This window comes from Dyella terrae, from assembly GCF_004322705.1.
Taxonomy (GTDB): Bacteria; Pseudomonadota; Gammaproteobacteria; order Xanthomonadales; family Rhodanobacteraceae; genus Dyella_D; species Dyella_D terrae.
Genome location: NZ_SIZZ01000002.1, coordinates 636,622 through 657,815, shown reverse-complemented (window position 1 = coordinate 657,815; position 21,194 = coordinate 636,622). Strand labels below are relative to the sequence as shown.

General features: G+C 62.4%; 20 protein-coding genes. 8 read left to right on the top strand and 12 right to left on the bottom strand.

Annotation, left to right across the window (positions count from 1 at the left end; translation table 11 throughout):
* Window positions 1–31: 31 nt before the first annotated feature.
* The 3 genes from EYV96_RS13775 to EYV96_RS13765 all read left to right on the top strand — a co-directional run bounded on the left by EYV96_RS13775 (window position 32) and on the right by EYV96_RS13765 (window position 3,847).
* Window positions 32–796, top strand: coding sequence for a hypothetical protein (locus EYV96_RS13775; RefSeq protein WP_131152110.1), 765 nt, complete (start codon window positions 32–34; stop codon window positions 794–796).
* Between the two features lie 36 nt (window positions 797–832).
* Window positions 833–1,966 carry a TrbL/VirB6 family protein gene (locus EYV96_RS13770; RefSeq protein WP_131152109.1) on the top strand — a complete coding sequence of 378 codons (1,134 nt, stop codon included), beginning with the start codon at window positions 833–835 and terminating at the stop codon, window positions 1,964–1,966.
* A gap of 192 nt (window positions 1,967–2,158) precedes the next feature.
* Window positions 2,159–3,847 (top strand): type IV secretory system conjugative DNA transfer family protein, encoded by a 1,689-nt coding sequence (locus tag EYV96_RS13765; RefSeq protein ID WP_131152108.1) that lies wholly within the window; start codon window positions 2,159–2,161, stop codon window positions 3,845–3,847.
* 8 nt (window positions 3,848–3,855) lie between these two features.
* Here EYV96_RS13765 and EYV96_RS13760 read toward each other — a convergent pair whose 3' ends face one another.
* The 7 genes from EYV96_RS13760 to EYV96_RS13730 all read right to left on the bottom strand — a co-directional run bounded on the left by EYV96_RS13760 (window position 3,856) and on the right by EYV96_RS13730 (window position 8,924).
* Entirely contained in the window at window positions 3,856–5,379 is a 1,524-nt protein-coding gene (locus tag EYV96_RS13760) for a tetratricopeptide repeat protein (protein WP_131152107.1), read from the bottom strand.
* 82 nt (window positions 5,380–5,461) lie between these two features.
* Window positions 5,462–6,022 carry an alpha/beta hydrolase gene (locus tag EYV96_RS13755; RefSeq protein ID WP_131152106.1) on the bottom strand — a complete coding sequence of 187 codons (561 nt, stop codon included), beginning with the start codon at window positions 6,020–6,022 and terminating at the stop codon, window positions 5,462–5,464.
* A 114-nt stretch (window positions 6,023–6,136) separates the two neighbouring features.
* Window positions 6,137–7,030 (bottom strand): sigma-70 family RNA polymerase sigma factor, encoded by an 894-nt coding sequence (locus tag EYV96_RS13750; protein WP_165488683.1) that lies wholly within the window; start codon window positions 7,028–7,030, stop codon window positions 6,137–6,139.
* Complete coding sequence (locus EYV96_RS13745) at window positions 7,027–7,356, bottom strand: putative quinol monooxygenase (RefSeq protein WP_131152104.1); 330 nt, start codon at window positions 7,354–7,356, stop codon at window positions 7,027–7,029. Before EYV96_RS13745 ends, EYV96_RS13750 begins: the two co-directional genes overlap by 4 nt.
* Before the next feature lie 76 nt (window positions 7,357–7,432).
* The gene (locus EYV96_RS13740) at window positions 7,433–7,648 is read right to left on the bottom strand and encodes a DUF3820 family protein (RefSeq protein ID WP_131152103.1); all 216 of its coding nucleotides are present in this window, start codon (window positions 7,646–7,648) and stop codon (window positions 7,433–7,435) included.
* 90 nt (window positions 7,649–7,738) lie between these two features.
* Window positions 7,739–8,218: a hypothetical protein gene (locus tag EYV96_RS13735; RefSeq protein ID WP_131152102.1), complete on the bottom strand. Its 480-nt coding sequence runs from the start codon at window positions 8,216–8,218 to the stop codon at window positions 7,739–7,741.
* 28 nt (window positions 8,219–8,246) lie between these two features.
* Entirely contained in the window at window positions 8,247–8,924 is a 678-nt protein-coding gene (locus tag EYV96_RS13730; RefSeq protein WP_240732550.1) for a hypothetical protein, read from the bottom strand.
* Window positions 8,925–9,269: 345 nt separating this feature from the next.
* Here EYV96_RS13730 and EYV96_RS13725 point away from each other — a divergent pair, with 345 nt between their 5' ends.
* A complete protein-coding gene (locus tag EYV96_RS13725) occupies window positions 9,270–9,707 on the top strand; it encodes a hypothetical protein (RefSeq protein WP_131152100.1) in 438 nt (145 codons plus the stop codon).
* Between the two features lie 40 nt (window positions 9,708–9,747).
* Here the strand turns inward: EYV96_RS13725 and rhtC are convergent, their stop codons facing one another.
* A complete protein-coding gene (gene rhtC, locus EYV96_RS13720) occupies window positions 9,748–10,377 on the bottom strand; it encodes a threonine export protein RhtC (protein ID WP_131152099.1) in 630 nt (209 codons plus the stop codon).
* A gap of 233 nt (window positions 10,378–10,610) precedes the next feature.
* Between rhtC and EYV96_RS13715 the strand changes: the two genes are divergently transcribed.
* The 4 genes from EYV96_RS13715 to metK all read left to right on the top strand — a co-directional run bounded on the left by EYV96_RS13715 (window position 10,611) and on the right by metK (window position 16,050).
* Window positions 10,611–11,873, top strand: coding sequence for a nucleoside permease (locus EYV96_RS13715; RefSeq protein ID WP_131152098.1), 1,263 nt, complete (start codon window positions 10,611–10,613; stop codon window positions 11,871–11,873).
* Window positions 11,874–12,041: 168 nt separating this feature from the next.
* Window positions 12,042–13,532, top strand: coding sequence for a serine hydrolase domain-containing protein (locus EYV96_RS13710; RefSeq protein WP_165488682.1), 1,491 nt, complete (start codon window positions 12,042–12,044; stop codon window positions 13,530–13,532).
* A 109-nt stretch (window positions 13,533–13,641) separates the two neighbouring features.
* Window positions 13,642–14,628 carry a tRNA dihydrouridine synthase DusB gene (gene dusB / locus EYV96_RS13705; RefSeq protein WP_131152096.1) on the top strand — a complete coding sequence of 329 codons (987 nt, stop codon included), beginning with the start codon at window positions 13,642–13,644 and terminating at the stop codon, window positions 14,626–14,628.
* A 222-nt stretch (window positions 14,629–14,850) separates the two neighbouring features.
* Window positions 14,851–16,050, top strand: a complete 1,200-nt coding sequence (gene metK / locus EYV96_RS13700) for a methionine adenosyltransferase (protein ID WP_131152095.1) — start codon at window positions 14,851–14,853, stop codon at window positions 16,048–16,050.
* A gap of 75 nt (window positions 16,051–16,125) precedes the next feature.
* Here the strand turns inward: metK and EYV96_RS13695 are convergent, their stop codons facing one another.
* The 4 genes from EYV96_RS13695 to EYV96_RS13680 are packed head-to-tail and all read right to left on the bottom strand — an operon-like array spanning window position 16,126 to window position 20,929.
* Complete coding sequence (locus EYV96_RS13695; RefSeq protein WP_205746167.1) at window positions 16,126–17,133, bottom strand: DUF2955 domain-containing protein; 1,008 nt, start codon at window positions 17,131–17,133, stop codon at window positions 16,126–16,128.
* 29 nt (window positions 17,134–17,162) lie between these two features.
* Window positions 17,163–18,269 carry an HlyD family secretion protein gene (locus tag EYV96_RS13690; RefSeq protein ID WP_131152093.1) on the bottom strand — a complete coding sequence of 369 codons (1,107 nt, stop codon included), beginning with the start codon at window positions 18,267–18,269 and terminating at the stop codon, window positions 17,163–17,165.
* On the bottom strand, window positions 18,266–19,786 hold the full coding sequence (locus EYV96_RS13685) for an efflux transporter outer membrane subunit (RefSeq protein WP_131152092.1): 1,521 nt from the start codon (window positions 19,784–19,786) through the stop codon (window positions 18,266–18,268). Before EYV96_RS13685 ends, EYV96_RS13690 begins: the two co-directional genes overlap by 4 nt.
* Window positions 19,787–19,822: 36 nt before the next feature.
* Window positions 19,823–20,929: an AI-2E family transporter gene (locus EYV96_RS13680; protein ID WP_131152091.1), complete on the bottom strand. Its 1,107-nt coding sequence runs from the start codon at window positions 20,927–20,929 to the stop codon at window positions 19,823–19,825.
* Window positions 20,930–21,194: the final 265 nt, after the last annotated feature.

The following is a 21,194-nucleotide window of genomic DNA, read 5'->3' as shown; positions in this document are numbered from 1 at the left end:
CAATAGCGCACACCACACAAGGAACAAGCATATGGGCAAGAAGCCCCTTCATATTCTTTTCGCGGCAATCATTTCAACTTTCGCCATTCAGTCGACCCAGACGGCGCATGCGCAATGGGTCGTCACTGATGCATTACACACCAAGCTTCAGGCCAGCGAGTTTTTCACGCAAGCCAGCCGCCATGGCGCTCAGGTCCTCCATTGGAGCAAAGAGCTTAAGCAATGGAAAGAACAGATAGATCACTGGAAGCTCCAGCTGGTCACGCTAGCCCCCAAAGAGTTGGCGCAATTAACGCTCAAAAACGAATTTCAGAAAATTGATGAAGACTTTGGCGTTCGCGAGTCATGTCAGTCAGATGCATCGTCATTTGGAGACGTAACTGGAATCCTAAATGGCGTCCTAAGCGCGGATGATGGCAACATCAGAGCGGAGCAGCAGAGGCTTTGCGAAGGGATTGTCAGGACGAAGAATCGCCAGTTCAACGACACGGTGGAGTATCTCGCCGCCCTAGATCAGGCAAAGGAGGATCTTAACGGGCTTGAGAGTCGCCAGATCAATGAGGCTGGTAAATCACCTGGCAATCTTCAGGCGATTGCAGCTGACATAGAGCGCCTAACCAACAAGATCTCCCAGTCGCGCGAGCAATGGCAAAGCAACGTTCAGCAGTGCGAGATGCAAATTCGTACGCTCGAACAGATGCAGGGCGTTTACGCGCGCAAGGCGCTACAAGGTCAAGGCCCCTGGGGAAAGGTCGTCGGCGCCGTCGCATTGAAGGCGGCACTCAGCCATAAGTGATGGGCAATCCACAGTTCCGCTCCCAGCAAATACTACATGCCCATGCCTGACGACTTTGGTGATTTTGCCTACTTCGCCCTGATCTATCAGTTTCTCCGCGACGAGATTGATGATTTTGGCAATGGATTGATGCGGAGGTTTGCCGCATGGGCAAGTGCTGCTGCCCTCAGCCTACTGACCCTTTGGATTATGCAACGAGGGTTTCGCATCCTCTCGGGCGGATCTCGTGAGCCCATCATGGGCGTTGTCATGGGGCTCGCACGAAACACGGTGGTTGTCGCCGCATCGTCAACCATGGCAGTAGCAGGAACCGACCTCCAATCCTGGCTGACCGTTGGCTTGGATAAGGAGATTCACTACGCCTTTACCGGGAAGCGCAACTCGGGCACAGCCGACTCCATAGACAAGACCCTGGCGTTGACGCAGGTCGCCATTTCGATCATTTCGGGCATCCAGGTGACATCAGGAGATGCTGAGGCGCACTCCCTCAAGGAGCGCGCCATTGCAATGGCAACGGTCGGCACTGCGGCCCCCCCGATGGCGGCGGCTGCGATGCTTCTGCTCTATCAGTTCGGCATCAGCCTGTTCATTGGCTTGGGTCCATTGTTCATTCTTTGCCTACTGTTCGAACAATCGAAGGAGCTCTTTCGAAGATGGCTTTTGTACGGCATAGGGACCCTTTTCTCGATGGCGCTCTTGAGCGTGGTTTGCAACATCGTCTTGAAGCTGACCTATCGCGTAGGAGAGGCATTCTGGCTCGCCAAGGTCGCCGGCTGGTTTCTTAAGATCGATAGCGAGAGCCTGACATTCCAGGCCATGCAGCAAGGTGGCATCGGCGTGCTTCTGACGGTACTAGTCATTTCTGTGCCTCCGATGGCAGCCATGTTCTTTCAGGGAACACTCGGCCACTTCATGGCCCACTCGGCATTTCACAGCGGCACCTCGCCGAGGCCTCATGGACTGAATGCAGGTTCCACACCCCATTCGGGACAGCCCTATGGGCACGGGACTCCGACTCGGGACGGAGGCGCCATGCACGACGAACCTGCAAGTCCTCGATCAACCCCCGACCCCGGAGTGCAGTTGCAGACAGCTACGAGGGTATCTGTAACCGGAGAAAACCCAGGCGACCTTGACGTTATAAAGACGGATCGGATGGGTCGCGCGTAAGTTTCGCATCGTCAAAAGACACTGCCGGAGAAGCACTTGCGCCACATGGGTTGACCCGGCATTCAACCAGCTTCACATGATTCATGAAACGTTTCCTCCAGCCCGAGGAGCGAACCTTCGCACCCCATCGACGAAGGAGAGCGCGGCCTTAAAGCCCCCTGTGAGAAGCAACAAGCAGTATGGAGTCCACGAATGCAAAAATGGAGGATTGCAGCCACATTTGTGGTAGCAGGCGTATCTTTGCTCATTGGGGAGATCGCCGCTGGTTACATTCTAAGCATGGGATCCGGAGTGGAATTACCCGATCGCATGCTCGGTTACTACACGCTTGCATCGCTGCGCGGCTCCCCGATGCCAACCCCCTCGATGGGTGCCAGCGTTATCGGCGCCGGGCTAGTGGGCCTCGGGATCAGTACCACCCTGGCGCTGGTACTCGCAGGATTCCTTTGGCGCGGAAAGCGAGCCGCGCTGCACGGCAGCGCGCGTTTCGCTGGGTGGAGGGAGATCCGAGCACAAGGCTTAGTCAGTCATTCCAGGAAGGGCCTCATCCTGGGAAAGGCCCGAAATCGGCTGATCCGAATGTCGGGACAGCGTTTCGCCATACTTGCGGCTCCAACACGGTCAGGGAAGGGCGTCGGCATTGTCATTCCCAATTTGCTCGACTATCAGGATTCCGTAGTCGTCCTGGATATCAAGCTTGAGAATTTCGAACTGACGAGCGGCTGGCGCGCACTTCAGGGGCAGAAGATCCATCTATTCAATCCGTTTGCAGAAGACAGGTGCACCCGGCGCTGGAACCCGTTGAGCTACGTGTCAGCGGAACCCTCCTTCCGGGTCTCCGACCTAATGACCATCGCAGCAACGCTTTATCCGGATGTTTCAGACGATCATAAATTCTGGGTAAGCCAGGCAAGAAACGCCTTCATGGCTTTCACGCTCTTTCTCTTCGAAAAGTACGATGGTGAGGTGGCCATGGGTCTCGCGTCTGACTTGCGCGACACCCCAACGCTTGGGCGAATTTATCGTCTGTCCAGCGGCAGAGATGCCACGGACCTGAGGGCGCACATACTGACACTCTCATCGAAGACGTGGCTAAGCGATGCGAGCCAGATCGCCTTTTCAAATTTGCTTGGACTTGCCGATGAGACCTTTGCCTCAGTCATGGGCACGTTCAAGGAGCCACTGAATGCATGGATCAATCCAACCGTCGACGCAGCGACAAGCGCGGATGATTTTCTACTGACAGATGTTCGAAAGGTGCCCATGACGATCTACGTGGGCATCCAGCCCAATCGGCTGGCCGAGGCGAAGCTCATTCTCAATCTATTCTTCAGTCAGTTGATCCAGCAGAACACAAAAGAGCTTCCGCAGTCGAACTCTGAACTGCGCCATCAATGTCTCCTTCTGATGGACGAGTTCACCTCAATTGGGAGGATCGATATCGTCGCATCCGCCGTATCGTACATGGCTGGATACAACTTACGACTATTCCCCATCATACAAAGCATGTCGCAACTCAGCGCCACCTACGGAAAGGACGTGGCCAGAACATTGATTACCAATCACGCCGCCCAGATCGTGTTCACGCCACGTGAGCAACAAGACGCTCAGGAGTACTCTGAAATGCTTGGTTACACCACGGTAAGGCGATCGAGCGTGACGCGAGGAAGAAAGTGGCGCGACCGGACACGTAGCGCCAGCGACGAGCGTAGAGCCCTCATGCTTCCGCAGGAAATCAAAGCCATGAGCCCCAAGAACAGCATCATTTTCCTCGAGGGCCTGGAGAACGCCATTCTCTGCAAGAAGATCCGGTACTACGAGGACAGCCACTTCAGTTCACGTGTCTTTCCAAAGATTGAAGTCCCCCGCCTTGAGATTTGACATTCCAACTAAAGCTGCAAGGCAGCGGAAGGGCCAGCGGGCACCGACTTGGATATTGAGCCTGACGCTTTCCGCTCCCCTTCCATCCCATGCCTGCGCCCGGGCGCAACCGCGAGGGCATTTCTGTACGCCACTAATGCCTCTTTCGGATTGCCTTGCGCCAACAAGAGGTCCCCCAACTGCTCGCGGGCCGGCCATACGGGGCCTGGTGTGACAGGCCGCTTCTCAATGGCGTCCTCGCGGTCAGCCGTGGCACGCAGGATCTCTACCGCGTCCGCGGGCTTGCCCATCGACTGCGCGACCCAAGCGCTTACTTCGTCCGCCAGAACGCCGGTTTGTGCGGACCCATAGTCGTCGCCGGAATCGTGCAGCGTTTTTTCGATGACACGGAGCTGGTCCACCTGCGCCCGTGCGCCCTGCGCGTTTCCCGTGCGAGCCAGACCCATCCCCTTTGACCATACGGCAATGGCGATGACCGACGGCGGGACGCCATCAGGCGCGGCTGCATGTGCGGCATCATCCCATCGCCCTCGCTCCACCGCCATGCGAATCGGCATGACGGTAACGGCGTACGCCACGGCGAAGTTATTCATATCGAGGGACTGCATGCCTTTGGCTTCATCAACGATGCGCTGTGCGTCGGTGTCCTTGCCTTCCTGGAGATAGGCGTACACCAGATAGTCCATGGCATGGAGCTCGCCCATGCTGTCGTTTTGTGCGTGCGCGGCGTTCTTGGAGGCGATGTTCGACTTTATGGAGTCGTCCCACAGGCCAAGGCGCGTGAAGATGTGCGATGGCATATGCAGCGCATGGGGTGCGGATGGGGCGATGCGTGCGTACATGCGGGCGGCGGGTAGTCCGCGCTGTGCCAGTTCGGCGCTGTCGCAAGCGTGGATCAGGTAGTGCGCGAGGCCGGGATGATTGGGGTGGGTGCGATAGAGCGGCTCAAGGATATCGATGGCCTGCTTTTGCTTGGCGTGTGTGCGATCGGTGGGTGAGGCGTTGGCCAGCATGGAAAGTGCGTAGAAGACTTGCGCTTCGACATCCTTGGGCTGGTCCTTGGCGACGGTTGCCATGGCCTGTTCATAAGCCTGCGTGCGCTGATCGCTCTTCATGCCATCGTTGGACTGGTAGAGCACCGCTGCGGCGTGAATGAAATCCCGTTCGCGATCGGTCTTCGCGCCGAGGTGCTCGGCTTGCAGGGCGTGCTGCTGCGCCTCGGCAAAGGTCTCGGCCGGCAAGCTCGGTTGCCACACGGGATGGAACTGCACCATGGCCATGCCCCAGTACGCCATGGCGCATGCGGGATCGGCCTCGGCGACTTGGTGGAAGGCCTCGTCGGCGGCCTTGTAGGCAAAGGAATGCAGTAGTGCGACGGCGCGATTGAACGGCTGCTGCACGCCAGGCTTGCAGGAGATGGGGAAGGACACCTGCCCCAGCTTTTCCGGCACGCCGTGGTCGTGCATCTCGTCCGCTAGGACGGCCGTGCTTGCGAATACAAGGCCCCAAAGGACCGGTATCAGACGTGACATGGCCACCTCCCTGAAGCATCCCGCGCATTGTGCACCGGCGGGGCGCATGCGGCGGTCAGTCAAACGGCCTATCCCCGGGCAACTAATGCACCGACAGCGAGCGGATTTCTTCCGCTACTTCCTGTAAGTCCTGATTGAGCTGATGGTCGCGGCCCGGCAGGCGATGGATGTGGGCCTGTGGCACCGCTCGCGCATAGAGATCCACGTGGGCCGGCGGCACCACGTCATCGGCCATGCCCTGGAAAATGTGGATGGGCACGCCCTTGGGCAGGCGGGCGCCTATGTCTGGTGGCACCTCCAGATCATCGCTGGACCAGCCTCCGTCGCCTACGAACGCCGGCGCCAGCAGCACGATGGCGCCCGGCTTGCGCGCATGGTGTTCGGCCAGCAGCTTCATCAGCACGGTGCCGCCGACGGAATGGCCGATCAGGACCGAGCCTTTGGGCAGTTCGTCCATTACGCGCTCCAGCGCGGGTTTCCACGCGCCATAGGTCGGGTCGTCCTCGTCGGGCATGCGCGGGTAGTGAATGGACCATGCCGGGCCCAGCTCCCAGCCAAGACTGTCGACAAGGCGGTCGTCCCACGCGTCATGCGCGCCTTTCCCACCACCCTGAACAAAAAGAAGCTGTCGCCGTTTGTGCATCAAGCCCATCACCTGCCGGAACTACGAGACTCGTACCCTGAGGCAAGCCTTGTCGTGGCGATGACAAGAAAACCGGCTCGATGAGTGAAGCGGGCTCATCCTTTACCTTGCTGTTCAGGCCAGGCGCACCCAGTCGGCCGCTTCCAGCGTATACGGCGCAAAGAGGTAGTCACGGATCACGGCGATGCGGTCGCCCTGCCAGTCGACCAGCACGAAATGCGACGGTGCCCGGCTCTCGCTGCCACCCTCGCCCTCGCTGTCGAACACCAGCATCGCCGGCCGACCCTCCATGGCACCGAAGACAAAGCGCCAGCGCGTCGCCTCGGCGTAGCGGGTGAAGTACGGCGTGACGCCGTCGCGCCCCTGAAGCTTGAGCCGGTTGACCAGATCCAGTTGCACGTCGTCAGCCAGCATGGCGCGAATGGCATCGAAGTCGCCCTGCTGAAACAGGCGGACAAAGGTACTCACCTTCTGGCGGTTCGCATCGGACATCAGCGGCAGGCGCGTTTCATCGGGATGATGCGCCAGCTGCCGCAAGGCCACCCGTCCACGCTGCAAGGCCGACTTCGCGGCCGCCGGCGTGGTCTGGGCGATGTCCGCCACTTCGTCGATGGAATGCCCGAGCACGTCCTTGAGGATCACGGCGCAGCGCTGAAGCTCGGGCAGTCGCAGGAAGACGTGGAAGCTCACCTCGACGACATGCTCGTCCGGCTCCGATACCTCGTCCATGTCGTCGTTGAGGGGAACGACGCTGTAGCGCGCACGGCTGCGCAGCAGGTCAAGGCAGGTGTTGTGCGCGATGCGGATAAGCCAGGCTTCCAGATGATCAACCGACTGGCCCTCCCCTTGCGCACGCAGGGCTTTCAGCAAGGCGTCCTGCACCGCGTCTTCGCCGTCGACGGACGAGCCGAGCATGCGCGCGCAGTAGCGATGCAGCCGTGGCCGCAGTTCGCCCAGGCGGGCTTCGAAGGACTCATCGGTCATGGTCGACTTAGGCGTGGCCGTCATGCCGACACAGTATCGCGAGCGGTCGAACGCCGCGAGAACACCTCGCCACCGGCAACCGACTCGAACTGGGCCAGGGCCCGGATGCGCGGAAAGTAAGCCTGCATCCGGGGATCGGCCCGCATGGCGTCCACCGCTGCGGGCGTTTCCCATTCCGAATGAATGACCACGCTGCGACCATCCGCGGCTGCAATCAACCGGCTCGCCCTCCAGCCGCCGAGCGTGCTGATGACGTTGTCGATGTTCTGCTTGAGGAGATCGATCAGCTCGGCCTGATGCTCCGGCTCGACCTTGAGGACGTTGATCAGGGTGATGGCTTGGGTGGACATGGCGTGGCTCCTTCTTGAGAGAGGCACACCAAGGACGATGCGGGGAGCCGAAACGGATCGGTGCCCAACAAAAAAACTATCGCCGCTTGCGCAGCGGATCCAGCAACCCCTTCAGGCCGTTGTGATCCAGCTCCAGGGCCAGCGCCAGCAGATTGCCCAGGTCACCCGGCGGAAACCCTTTGCGCGCGTACCAGGCCAGATAGGCACCTGGCAGGTCGGCGATAAGGCGGCCCTGGTACTTGCCATACGGCATGGGGAGGGTGACGAGGCGCTGGAGGTCTTCGGGTTTCATGGCAAGGCGCAGGATGTGCAGCGACCACGTGGCAGCCGGGCGTGCATCGTAGACGACCTCGTTGCGTATTTCACGGCCCTGCGGCGCGTCTCAATAACCCTTCGCCGTGATGGTCAGGACGTTCCCGCCGATCGCTTCATCGGGCGCAAAGTGGAGGGTGATGAAGCTGCCGCGCGAGTCCGTGCCGCTGGAAATCTCCAGGTCGATGCGACGTAGCGTGGTATGGCGGCCGAATCGCATGTCCGGAGCCAGGCAGTGAATGGCTGACATGGCATTGAGCTCTGCAAACTCGGTGACGCCGTAAGTGATCAACGCATCGCAGAGCGTTCGCCCCGGCGCATAACCCGAATCGTCGCAGCGCTTGGCCATGACCGATCGCTCGGTTTGCGGATCATCCTTGAAACCACCGAACCATGAGGTGCGAAACAGAACCTGCTTCGACTCTTTCGGCGCGATGGAGGCGACAAACGCTTTCAGCGGCGCACACATCGGATCGCGTGCTGCATTCGCCGCCTGGACATGCGCCAGACCCAGCAAGCCAAGCGCCAGAGCCTTCCATGCTTTCAACATGCTCCCTCCCTGAATGACTCGCCCCAACTCAAGCGTGCGCCACCTCGGCCATCAACGGCGCAACGCCACGCAACTCCTGCAACACATGGTTCTGCCGCTGCACATCAGCCAGCACGCGCTTGAAGATCCCGCGCAAGGAGGGTTTCAGGTACGCCAGCGTTTCTCGGGGCGGCGTCCCGAGCAAGGCGCAGCGGATGGCGTGCATGTGCAAGATCTCCGGCTCGGACACATACCCTTGCTGACGCCACTTCCACCCCATCACCTGGCCATCGGTGTACTGGGAAAAGTTGAAGCGCGAGTTGGCCATGAAGATGCCGAAGCCCAGGAAGACAGCGCCCATGTCGGTGGCGTGTTCCCACACTTCCCAGCCACCGGGCGGCGGCTCGGTGGCGCCGCCCGTCAGATAGTGCGCCAGCTCATGGGCAAAGGTGGCGACCAGGCTCATCGGGTCGTCCAGCTGGCGCGGGTGATAGGTGATCAGCGCGCCGGCATCCGCCTTGCGAAACGTACCCGCGGGCGAGTGCGGCGTGTTCTGCACCAGCAGGGTCGGGCCGACTTTGGCGTCGGGATCGTCCTCCTGCATGTGCAGTTTGCACGGCCACGTGCCCATGCCGGCATAGCCTTTGACGCGCGCGAAGATCGCATCGGCCATCGCGGTACCCCGCAGACCGCGATCGGGAAAGAACCGGGGTGTCGGCTGCACCATCGGAGATTCCCTGAGCGCGGGAAAACCGCCCGTGTGTCGTAACAGCCATTGGCAGCAGTCGAACTGCCATGCACTCAGCTCGTCGCCGAGCAAGGACTTCCTGCGAAACCATCCCAGCACGTCGTTCCCTCCCCCCGGAGAATGCGATGTGGACGCATTCTGGCAAATGCGTGGTGCGTCGTTCCAGCCCCATGCGCAGCGGACCCCGGTCGCAGTTTTTTGCGCCATCACCGCCAGACGTTTTGCGCTGAATTTACGGCGCGCCGCCCTTTCGGCGTAGCCCGTTTACATCATGCCGTGGAACGATGGCCTTACCGCCGATCCGGCGCCGATGGACCATCCACGTTGAGCATCATGATCATCCAGGGGCCGCATGCAGCGGGTCGCCTGCCCACCCGTGCCGTGCTTGATCAACTGCACGCGCTGGCGAAAGCGGCCGGCCAAACACTGGAGTTCTGTCGTTGCGGGCGATGGCGTGAGCTGCTCGCCCATGTGCGAGCGGCACGCGCGTCGGAATTTACCCTGATCGATCCGGGTGAGCTCGCACGGCAAGCCCACGATGATCCGGATTCGTTTCAGGACGCACTCGATCAACTGGACCGCCCCTACGTGGAAGTCCACGACGACTGCAGCGAGTCGCTGACATGCGGCGCGCATCACGCACCGGTGGCGACGATCATCAGCCAGGGTGACCTGGGCCAGGGCTATCGCATCGCGCTGGCGATTGCGCTGCGCCAGCTGGGCGGGGGCGGCCCGTCGCCGGCGTTGCGCGTCGCGGCGTAACCGAGCGGCGCGCGCGGTCGGCGCACCCCGCCCCTATCGGTCAGACGCCCTTCTTCCCCAGCACCAGATGCAGACCGAACGCGACGAACACCGCTCCCGCCGCGCCATCGATCCAGCGTGAGAGGCGCAGATAGCCACGTCGCATCGCCGGCAGCGCAAAGAACGCGGCCACGATGGCGAACCACACGAAGGTTTCCACCACCACCAGCGTCCAGATGCCCCAGCGCGTTGACGATGTCACGCTGCCGCTGAGGAAAGCGGAGAAGACGCTGCCGAAATAGACCACGGCCTTCGGATTGGCGAGGTTCGTCAGAAACCCGGAGCGAAGCGTCGCCCAGTCACTCTGTTCGATCTTCACCTTTTGGGTCGGCATGCCATCGGCGGGTGCTTTGAATGCGCCGCGCAGCATCTTCAAACCCATCCACGTCAGGTAGAGGCCGCCCGCCATGGTGATCAGCCGCTCCAGCCAGGCGAGCTTGTGCAGCAGCAGTTGCAGGCCCAGCAGCGCCAGCGCCGACCACACCACCATGCCCAGCGTGATTCCGATGACGCCGAACAGTGCCTGGCGGCGCGTGCGGCTCACGGCAGTCTGCGACACGAAGAAGAAATCGGGGCCGGGGCTGATCAGGGCGATCAGATGGACCAGGGCAATCGTCAGGAACAGGTTCATAAGTGGACCTATCGGCGGTGATCACGCGGGAAAATGCGGCTTCGCAGCTTGTCGGCGGGTGGCCGGTCCTCTACGCTGCCACTGTTTTGGCTAAGGTCCCGGCGGTTCCGGGGCCTCACACAGGGGAAATCCGAGTGCCGGAACGGGTGGGTCACGCTAACGTGCCGCCCCCGTTATCCGTGCGCCGGGTTTAACCGTGATGGCCGTGGCGACCATTGGACCAAGAAAACCTGATGAGCATCAAACTCCGCCTTATCATCATGAGCTTCCTGCAGTTTTTTGTGTGGGGAGCGTGGCTGATCACGATCGGCGCGTACTGGTTCCAGAACAAGCATTGGTCGGGCGCGCAGTTCGGCGCGATCTTCTCGACCATGGGCATCGCCTCGTTGTTCATGCCCTCGATCGCGGGCGTCATCGCTGACAAATGGGTCAATGCGGAAAAGCTTTACGGCCTGATGCACATCGGCGGCGCCGTCATGCTGTTCTGCGTGCCAATGGTCGAGTCGCCGCACCTGATGTTCTGGGTGATGCTGCTCAACATGATGTTCTACATGCCGACGATCTCGCTCTCGATCGCCGTGGCTTACAACGCGCTCAAGAAGGATGGCGCGGACATCGTGAAGGTGTATCCGCCGATCCGCGTGTGGGGCACTGTGGGTTTCATCGCCGCGATGTGGACGGTGAGCATTCTGCGCCTGGAAACCTCGGCCGGCCAGTTCTATGTTGCGTCTGCTGCGGCCGTGCTGCTCGGCCTCTATGCGTTCACGCTGCCAAAGGCGCCGCCGACGTTCCAGCGCAAGGACAATCATTCGTGGCTGGATACGTTTGGCCTGACCTCCTTCGCGTTGTTCCGCAACCGCCAGATGGCGATCTTCTTTATCTTCGCGATGTTGCTGGGCGCGGCACTGCAGCTGACCAACGCTTACGGCGACACCTTCCTGCATGATTTCGCCAAAGAGGATGCCTTCAAGGACCTGATTGCCGTGCGCTACCCGGCGATCATCATGTCGATTTCGCAGGTGTCGGAAACCCTTTTCATCCTGGCAATTCCGTTCTTCCTGAAGCGCTTTGGCATCAAGACGGTGATGCTCATCAGCATGCTGGCCTGGACGCTTCGCTTTGGTCTGTTTGCCTATGGCGATCCGGGTGCTGGCCTGTGGATGATCGTGCTGTCGTGCATCGTCTACGGCATGGCGTTCGACTTCTTCAATATTTCCGGTTCGCTCTTCGTGGAAGGCCAGGCCAACCCCGCCATTCGCGCGAGTGCGCAGGGCCTGTTCATGCTGATGACGAATGGCATCGGCGCCGTGCTGGGTAGCTCGATCAGCGGCCTGGTCATCGAGGCCTTTTTCACCCATACCGATGGCAGCAAGGACTGGCCGGGCATCTGGATGACGTTTGCGACGTATTCGCTCATCGTCGCCATCGCCTTCATGGTGCTGTTCAAGCACAAGCACGATCCGGCCGCCGCTGGCGCACCGCTGCCGACGCACTGACCCCTCGGGGTCAGGTGTCATCCAAAAAGGCCGCCCGGGCAACCTGGCGGCCTTTTTTGATGCCCGACACGGCCAAAGGGTTGAACGTGACTTGCGTCATTAGGCGCCAGGCGTGGCCGCAGGTTACCGTGGCGTGGACGAAGCCCATCGCGCCCAAGGATGCACGCCATGCAACGCTCGCCGTACCTGCTGACCGCCCTCGCCTTCTCCCTCGCCGCCGCCTTGCCTGCAACTGCCCGCGAAGTCGCTCCCGGCAGCGAAGACATGCAGACCGTGATCCGAAGCGAAGCGGAAGCCCTTATCAAGCAAGGCCGCACGGATGCGATCTCCATCGCCGTGGTGCGCGACGGCAAGGCCACGTTCTACAACTTCGGCACGATCTCGCGCGACAAGCCGCAGGCGCCGACGAAGGACACGGTTTACGAGATCGGCTCCATCAGCAAGACCTTTGGCAGCCTGCTCCTTGCGCAATCGATCGTGGCCGGCAAGGCCAAGCCCGGCGACGAGCTTCGCCAGTTTTTGCCGGGTGATTATTCGAACCTGGCATTCGAAGGTAAGCCGGTCCGGCTGATCGACCTGGTCACCACCACCAGCGGTCTGCCCGACAACCTCCCCGACTTCAGCGCGCTGGCCAAGGATGTGCCGCCCGACCAGATCTCGCTGAAGATCGCCCAGGCGCTGAACGCCTATTCGCAGGCCACGCTGCTCAAGGATCTCCAGTCAGTGTCGTTGGCCACCGCACCCGGAAGCACGCCGAAGCACTCGAACCTGGCGGCCGAACTGGTGGGCGTCTCGGTGGCGAAGATCGAAGGCAAGCCGTTCGATCAATTGCTCGCCACGCGCATCGAAAAGCCGTTCGGCATGCAGAGCGGCATCGGCAACAGCCGCAAGGCACTGATGGCCACGGGCTACAAAGACGGCGGCGCCGTGGCACCCGCGCTGGATGCGCCGGTGATTCTTGCCGCGGGCGGCCTGCACTACAGCGCGGCCGACATGGCGCGCTACATCACCGCCCAACTCAAAGGCGGCAACGCCGCCATCGACCTCACCCATCAGCCGGCCTGGCGCAGCGACAACAAGACCATCGGCTACAACTGGGTCATCAACACGACGATGGATGGCGAAACACGCCTGAGCCACACCGGCGGCACGTTCGGTTTCTCCAGCCTGATTGATCTCTATCCGGACGCGGATTACGGCATCGTGTTCCTCACCAACCGCAGCAGCGGCATGTTGCAGGGCCAGCTGTGGCAGATGTCCGACAACATCATGCGGCGCGTGTGGGGTGAATCGCCCGGGTTCTCGGCGCTTAAGACAACGCTCGACAAGGTTGGCTATGCGCATGTGAGCGACACGGTCGCGCAGGTGCGCAAGACCTGGCCCAAGCTCACGCTGTCCGAAGACGACGTGAACCTGTGGGGCTATGCGCTTCTGAAACAAAAGCGCACGCCCGAAGCACTCGCGATCTTCGTCTACAACACCGAGCAGCATCCGAAGAGCGGCAACGCATTCGACAGTCTTGGCGAAGCGCGGCGTGCCGCAGGTGACATCCCGCAGTCGATCCGCGATTTCCGCACATCGCTCGAACTGAATCCGCAGAACGAGAACGCGCGCAAGCAGATTGCCGAGATGGAAGCGGCGGACGGCAAGAAGTCCTGAGTCTCCCCCCGGGGTGGCTGGAGCGACCCGCCACGGCCATTAGCCGGACCCCGGGACCCCGGTGTGGCGCCATCCGACGCCACCCGGGCGCTCCCGCTACAATGGGCGGATGCAGATCGGCCCTTACCTCATCGACCCGCCCGTGGTGCTCGCGCCCATGGCCGGGGTCACGGACAAGCCTTTCCGCCTGCTGTGCAAACGGCTGGGCGCGGGTCTCGCCGTGTCCGAGATGACCACGGCCGACCCGCGCCTGTGGAATACGCGCAAGTCGTTGCGCCGCATGGACCATGAGGGCGAACCCGAACCGGTAAGCGTGCAGATCGCCGGCTACGACCCGGGCATGCTGGCCGACGCGGCCCGCTACAACGCCGACAACGGCGCCCAGATCGTCGACATCAATATGGGCTGCCCGGCCAAGAAGGTGTGCAACGTCTGGGCAGGCTCCGCCCTGCTGCAGGACGAGCCGCTGGTGGCCCGCATCGTCAAGGCCGTGGTCGACGCGGTGGACGTGCCGGTGACGCTGAAGATCCGCACGGGCTGGGACCGCGACAACAAGAACGCCCTGACCATCGCCCGCATCGCCGAGGACGCTGGCATCGCCGCCCTCGCCGTGCATGGCCGCACGCGCGCCGACAAGTACGAAGGCGATGCCGAGTACGACACCATCGCCGCCGTGAAGCAGGCCGTGGGTATCCCCGTGTTCGCCAACGGCGACGTGCTGACGCCCCAGAAGGCGAAGCACGTGCTGGCGGTGACCGGTGCCGACGCCGTCATGGTGGGCCGCGGCGCCCAGGGCCGCCCCTGGATCTTCCGCGAGATCGCCCACTACCTGGCCACCGGCGAGCTTCTGCCGGAGCCGACGCCGGCCGAGGTCTGCGCCATCCTCACCGGGCACCTGCAGGACTTGTACGCCTTTTACGGCGAGCCGCAGGGTGTGCGCATCGCGCGCAAGCACCTGGGCTGGTACGCCAAGGATCGTCCTGAAAACGCGGCGTTCCGCCATGTTGTGAACCGGGCCGAGTCGCCCCAGGAACAGCTGCAGCTCACGGCGGATTACTTCGCCTCGCTGCAGGACCCGCTGATCCTCGCGGCCTGACGCCGCCGCTTGGGCCCGAAACGGTCTTATTCCGGCGCCCCGGCCGGCGTATCCTTGCCCGGTCCCGCCCTTCCCCAGGCCGCCGCCCGGACGTCCAAACGGCTGAATCGGCATGAAATCGTCACCTGGGGCGGGCATGCTGGTAGTGCAAACCCTGACCACCCCATGTATCATGGCCGGTCTCTTTTATCTCTTTATCCGTAAGGAAGGATATATACCGCGATGAGCAACTTCCTCTTCACCTCCGAGTCGGTCTCCGAAGGCCATCCGGACAAAGTCGCCGACCAGATCTCCGATGCCGTCCTCGATGCGATCATCGCGCAGGATCCGCGTGCGCGCGTGGCCTGCGAAACGATGGTGAAGACGGGCGTCGCGATCGTCGCCGGTGAAATCACCACCAGCGCCTGGGTCGACCTCGAAGGCCTGACCCGCAAGGTCATCACCGACATCGGTTACGACTCCTCGGACGTCGGTTTCGACGGCGAGACCTGCGGCGTGCTGAACCTGATCGGCAAGCAGTCGCCGGACATCAACCAGGGCGTGGACCGCAAGAAGCCGGAAGAACAGGGCGCTGGCGACCAGGGCCTGATGTTCGGCTACGCGACGAACGAAACCAAGGACTACATGCCGGCGGCGATCTACTACTCGCATCGCCTCGTCGAGCAGCAGGCCAAGATCCGCAAGAAGAAGAACTCGCCGCTGTCGTGGCTGCGTCCGGACGCCAAGAGCCAGGTCACCCTGCGCTATGAAGACGGCGTGGCGACCGCCATCGATGCCGTGGTGCTGTCGACCCAGCACGACCCGGATATCAAGCAGAAGGACCTCATCGAGGCCGTCCGCGAGCACATCCTCAAGCCCGTGCTGCCGGCCAAGCTGCTGCACAAGGCCACCAAGTTCCACATCAACCCGACCGGCAAGTTCGTGATCGGCGGCCCGGTGGGCGATTGCGGCCTGACCGGTCGCAAGATCATCGTCGACACCTACGGCGGCTGGGCCCGTCACGGTGGCGGTGCGTTCTCGGGCAAGGATCCGTCCAAGGTGGATCGTTCGGCCGCTTACGCTGCCCGTTACGTCGCCAAGAACATCGTGGCTGCCGGCATTGCCGACCGCTGCGAAGTGCAGGTGTCGTACGCCATCGGCGTCGCTGAGCCGACCTCGATTTCAGTCACCACCTTCGGCACCGGCAAGATCGCCGACGAGAAGATCGAGAAGCTGATCCGCAAGCACTTCGACCTGCGTCCGTACGGCATCATCAAGATGCTCGACCTGATCCACCCGATGTACCAGCAGACCGCGAGCTACGGCCACTTCGGCCGCACCCCGCAGGAAGTGAAGGGTCCGGATGGCAAGGTCTACTCCACGTTCTCGTGGGAAAAGACCGACAAGGCTGCCGCGCTGCGCGCCGACGCCAAGCTGAAGTAAGCCACGGCTGCTTCAGGCGATACAAAAACGGGCCGCATTCAGCGGCCCGTTTTTTTTGTGTGCACGATGAGCCCGTCAGGCTTGCGCAGCCTGCGCCGCCCTTCCCTTCGCCCAGGTATCCAGCAACCACACCATCGCCGACGCATAACCCGTCACCGCAATGAACAGACCCATGCGCACGGCGAACGCCGTATAGACGTCCTTCCCCGCCACGCTGTCCTGCACTGACTGCGCCAACAGGATGATCATCGTGACCATGGCGTTGAGCCAGAAGCCGGCACCCTGGCGCGACGGTGCCAGGCGATAGAGTCGCCGCGCGGCGAACAGGGCGAACAGCAGCATCCAGAGAAAGAACATCCACAGGTGCACGAAGGCGCGCAGGGCGAACCAGCAGCTGATCGCCATCAGGCCGCCCATCAGCGTGGAACCGAGCAATTCGCGTGCGGCGCCGCGTGCCGATGCCGTGCAGCTTTGGCGCCCCAGGCTCACGGACTTCATGATGATGGGCATGTAGCTGGAAGGATCGGCCAGGGCAAAAAGAAAAGCCGGAAGCACGACCAGGGTCGCCCGCAGCGCCAGTCGCGAGGCCTCGCCCGCAGACAAGGCACCTGCGGCCGGCGGCTTCTTCGCCGCCGCACTTTCAGGAAACGCCGCGTGCACGGCAGCATGCACCAGTACCGCCAACAGCAGGCCCTGGACCAGTGCCTTGATCACCGTCATGGCCAGCTGTTGATCTGCCGTACCAGCGGCAGAAATCATGGTGAGACCGGCGGCGAGAAACGTTGCGACCAGATTGCTTCCACCACGCAGCCCGTAGGCGAATGCGAGGAACAGGCACAAACCCACCAGCAGCACGCCGGCGATCAGGTAGTAGCGCAAAAGGGGCACCAGCAGCATGCCGCTGCCCGTGGTCAGCGCCACCAACACTAGCAAGCCAAGCCCGGCTTTCAAGGGCAGCGGACGCGGCAGCGAAGCAAACAGAAACACAGCAAACGCCGGCGCCACCATGGGCAACGGCAGATCCATGCCAAAGTTGATCGCGGTGCACAACGCCGTGCCCAGCGCGAGACGCCATGCGCGCATGCCCAACACCTGCTGCATGCCGGCGTCCATCAGTAGAGGTACGACAGCCAGCTCATGATGCGCAGGAACAGCCGACCAAGCGGGTTGAGCGGATTGCCCTGGGTCGGAAAAGCCATGACCTCCACCTGCCCGCCCACGCGCAGATCGCGCGCTGGAATCGGGTCCTTGGCGTCAAATTCGACGATCACCGGAAAGCGCTGGGCGGGGCGCAGCCAGTCGCGGCTGTTCTGCACGGTGGGCAGGCTGCCTGGCGGTGTCGGCTGGCCCGCACTCACGCCATAGCCAATGCTGCGCACGCGTCCGGCAAACACCTCACCGGGGCGTGCATCGAGCACGATCGACACGGGCGAGCCGGGCTTGAGGTGGCCGAGGTTGTTCTCGGTCATGTCGGCACTGATCCACACGTCGTTGATGGCGATCAATGTCATGACCGGATTGCCCGGTGCCGCGTATTGGCCCGCTTCGACACGCATGTCGGTGATGAGCCCCGCCGAGCGCGCACGTACCTGCGTGTTGGTGAGATCCAGTTCGGCCTTCTCGAGCGCACCGGCCGCACTGCGCAGTTGCGCGTTGTCCGCTTCGCCGCCGCCCTGAGTTTCCTGCGCGCGAACCACTTCGGCGCGCGCCGCGGTTACCTGACTGATGGCCTGCTCGTAGGTCGCGCGCGCCACTTCGAGGCGGCGTACTGACACGGTGCCCTGGTCTTCGCGATATAAGCGTTCCAGGCGATCGCTGTCCTGGCGCGCCTTCACTTCATTGGCCATGGCGGCGCGCAACGACGCCTGCGCCGAGTCGATGCCGGCCGTGCTTGCGCCTACCTGCCGGCGCGTGGTTTCGAGATCGGCGCGGGAACGCTCCACCGCAATGCGATAAGGCTCGGCATCCACTTCGAACAACAGATCACCCGCTTTGACCTCCTGGTTGTTGCGCACCAGCACGCGAACCACCCTGCCAGAGGCTTCGGCAGCCACGGGCACCACGTATCCCTGCACGCGCGCTTGCGCGGTGTAAGGCGTGTAGCGATCGGCGAGCAGATACCAGACGAGGCTGATGGCGATGGCCACCAGAACCCATCGCACGGCTTTGCGCGAGGGCTCGGCAGCGGCGACCGGAGCAGGCGCGGCAGCGTCGGTCATGGTGTCGTCGTCCCTGCAGAGGCCGTGGGGGAAGCCTTGTCACCGAGGAGATCGTCCCAGTTCGTGCGCTGCTCCATCTGCTGGCGCGTCGCCGGATCGACCAGCGGCGCGTTCGTGTGCCAGCCGCCACCCATGGCTTTGTACAGCGCGATAAGGCTTCCAACGGCATTGCCCCGATTGACGATGTACGCATCCTGTTGTGCCGATAAGGCACGCTGGGCATCCAGCACGCGCTGGAAATCGGAATAGCCTTCGCGATAGATCGTGTTGGCCAGCGACAGCGAGCGCTGCGCCGCCTGCTCGGCATCATGCAGGATGCCATCGCGATGCAGCGCCGTGAGCAAGCCCGTCGCCGCATCGTCCGCTTCGCGCGCGGCATTGAGCACCGCTTTCTCGTACGCCACGGTCAGTTGCTGCAGGCGTGCATCCTGGACGCGTACGTTGTTGGTAATGCGTCCGTGATCGAAGATGTTCCAGCTGATGCTGGGACCTGCACCAAGCAGCAGCGAACTTGGCGATCCGGACAGCGAACTGGCACTCCATGACAAAGTGCCGACGAGTGAAACCGATGGATAAAGGTCTGCCTTGGCGACCCCGATCAGCGCCGACTGGGCAGCCATCTGCCATTGCGCGGCACGCAGATCGGGCCGCCGCAGAAGGAGCTGGGCGGGCACGTCGTCGACGACCGCCTTGTCGACCAACGGAAGGTATCCGACCTTGTCGGGCGCGACATCGAGCTCCGGCAGCGGACCGGGTGGACGTCCCACCAGCACGCTCAACGCATGACGCGCCAGTTCGATCTGGCCCTCCAGCTCGGGAATGCTTGCGCTGGTGCTCAGGTACTGCGTGCGTGCCTGTTGAAAGTCGAGCTCATCGGTCTCGCCGCTTTTGAACAGGCGCTCGGTGATCTCGAAACTGCGACGCTGCAGTTCCGCATTGGCCTTGGCGATACGCAACCTTGCCTCCGCCGTGCGCAACACGAAGTACGTGTCCGCCACCTGGGCATGAAGCAGGACCAGCACGTCTTCGCGATTGGCTTCACTGGCGAAGTACGCAGCGTCGGCCGACTCGATCGCGCGACGGAAGCGCCCCCAGAAATCCAGCTCCCAACCGATGTCGAAACCCGCGCCAAACTGCCACGAACCGGGCACGCCCGGCAGTCCGGTGTCGTGCTGGTGGTTCTTGGTGTACAACGCCGACGCACCGATCTGCTGCACCTGCGGATAGCGACCGCTTTGCGCGATACCCAACTGCGCCCGGGCCTCGAGCACGCGCAGGCCGGCGATCTTCAAATCGTTGTTCTGCGCGTCGGCCTCGGACATCAGCTGTTCGAGGCCGGCATCGCCGAACACTTTCCACCATGGGCTCAGGTCTGCCGTCGAGGTTGACTGCGTCGACTGAGCCACCGCATCACTGTGCCATGACGTCGCGCTGCCGGTGGATGGCGGATGGAAATCCGGCCCTACCGTGGCACAACCCGCGAGCAGGAACGCCGCGCCCGCGCTCCATCGACGCATGGCGTGAAGACACGGCACGAAGGCGCCCCGCATGGCTCAGGCCGGAGGCGTCTCGCCAGGCGTCGGTGCCGGCGCCTGGCCTTGTTCCACCCAGTGCCAGAACAACTGGTAACCCACGGCCAGCACCACGGGCCCGATGAACAGGCCAATGACGCCACCCGTCACCATGCCGCCCAGTGCACCGATCAGCACGACGGGCATCGGCACGTCCACGCCGCGACCGAGCAACAGCGGCTTGAGCACATTGTCGGCCAGGCCCGCGATGAACACGTACACCGCAAACACGATGTTCGCGCCGGAGAAGCCGCTGCTGGCAAACACCCAGATGATCACGGGGATCGTAATCAGCGTGGCCGGCAACTGCATGATGCCCAGCAGCAGCACGGCCAGCGCAAGCAGCCCTGCGCCTGGGATGCCTTTGAGCACGAACGCCACGCCCACCAGCAACATCTGGATGAACGCGATACCCACCACGCCCTGCGCCACGGCACGGATGGTGGCAGCGCAAAGTTCGGTGATGCGGGGGCCGCTTTCCGGACCGAAGAAGCGAGCGGCGATCTTCAGCGCAGCCTCACGGGACTCCACGCCCCAGGCCATGAAGATGCCAGAGATGATCAACGCGAAGATGAAGATCAACAGGCCGGATCCGATGCTCGCCGCCACGCCCAGCATCACCGCTGCGGCGTCTTTCAGCCACGGCGTAAGGCGCTGAAGCAGTCCGGTCAGATCGGTCGAGGCCTGCATCCAGAATGCATACACTTTCGCACCCACCAGGGGCCAGCCTGCGACCGAATCCTTCGGCGGAGGAATGCGCAGATTGCCTGCCTTGGCAACTTCCATCGCCTGGTCGACCGAATCGAACAGTGCCACGCCAAGCAAATAGGCAGGCACGATGATCACGATCAGGGCGATGATCACCAGCAGCGTCGCCGTGAGTCCGTCCTTATTGCCAAAGTGCTTTCGCATGCGCAGATGCAGCGGATACAAAGTGATCGCCAGGATCAGCGACCACACCAGCAAGTTCGCAAACGGATAGAAAATACGGAAGCACACGACAGCCAGAAGCGCGATCAGGCCGGCGCGCAGTAGCGCATCCAGCGTCGCGCGCGACATGGTCTTTTCGGGAAGCGAAGTGGACAGCATCGACCCTCTCCTTGCACGGCGTAAGCAGGAAGATCCGAGCGTCTGTGGAGCTGTTGCGGTTGGGCGAGGCCTGGCAGTCCGGAAAACGCGCGAGCGGATGGTCGGCTGAGGCGCGTGTTTTCCGCGACAAGGTCGAGCCCGTCGCCGCACGGCATATCGTGATCCAATCGCGCGCGCACGCCAATGCATGGCGCGTAAGTAGAAATACTTAGCATCCGTCGCCTGAGTACTTAAGTGTCCCGATGGAAGTTCGTCCCGGTGCGGC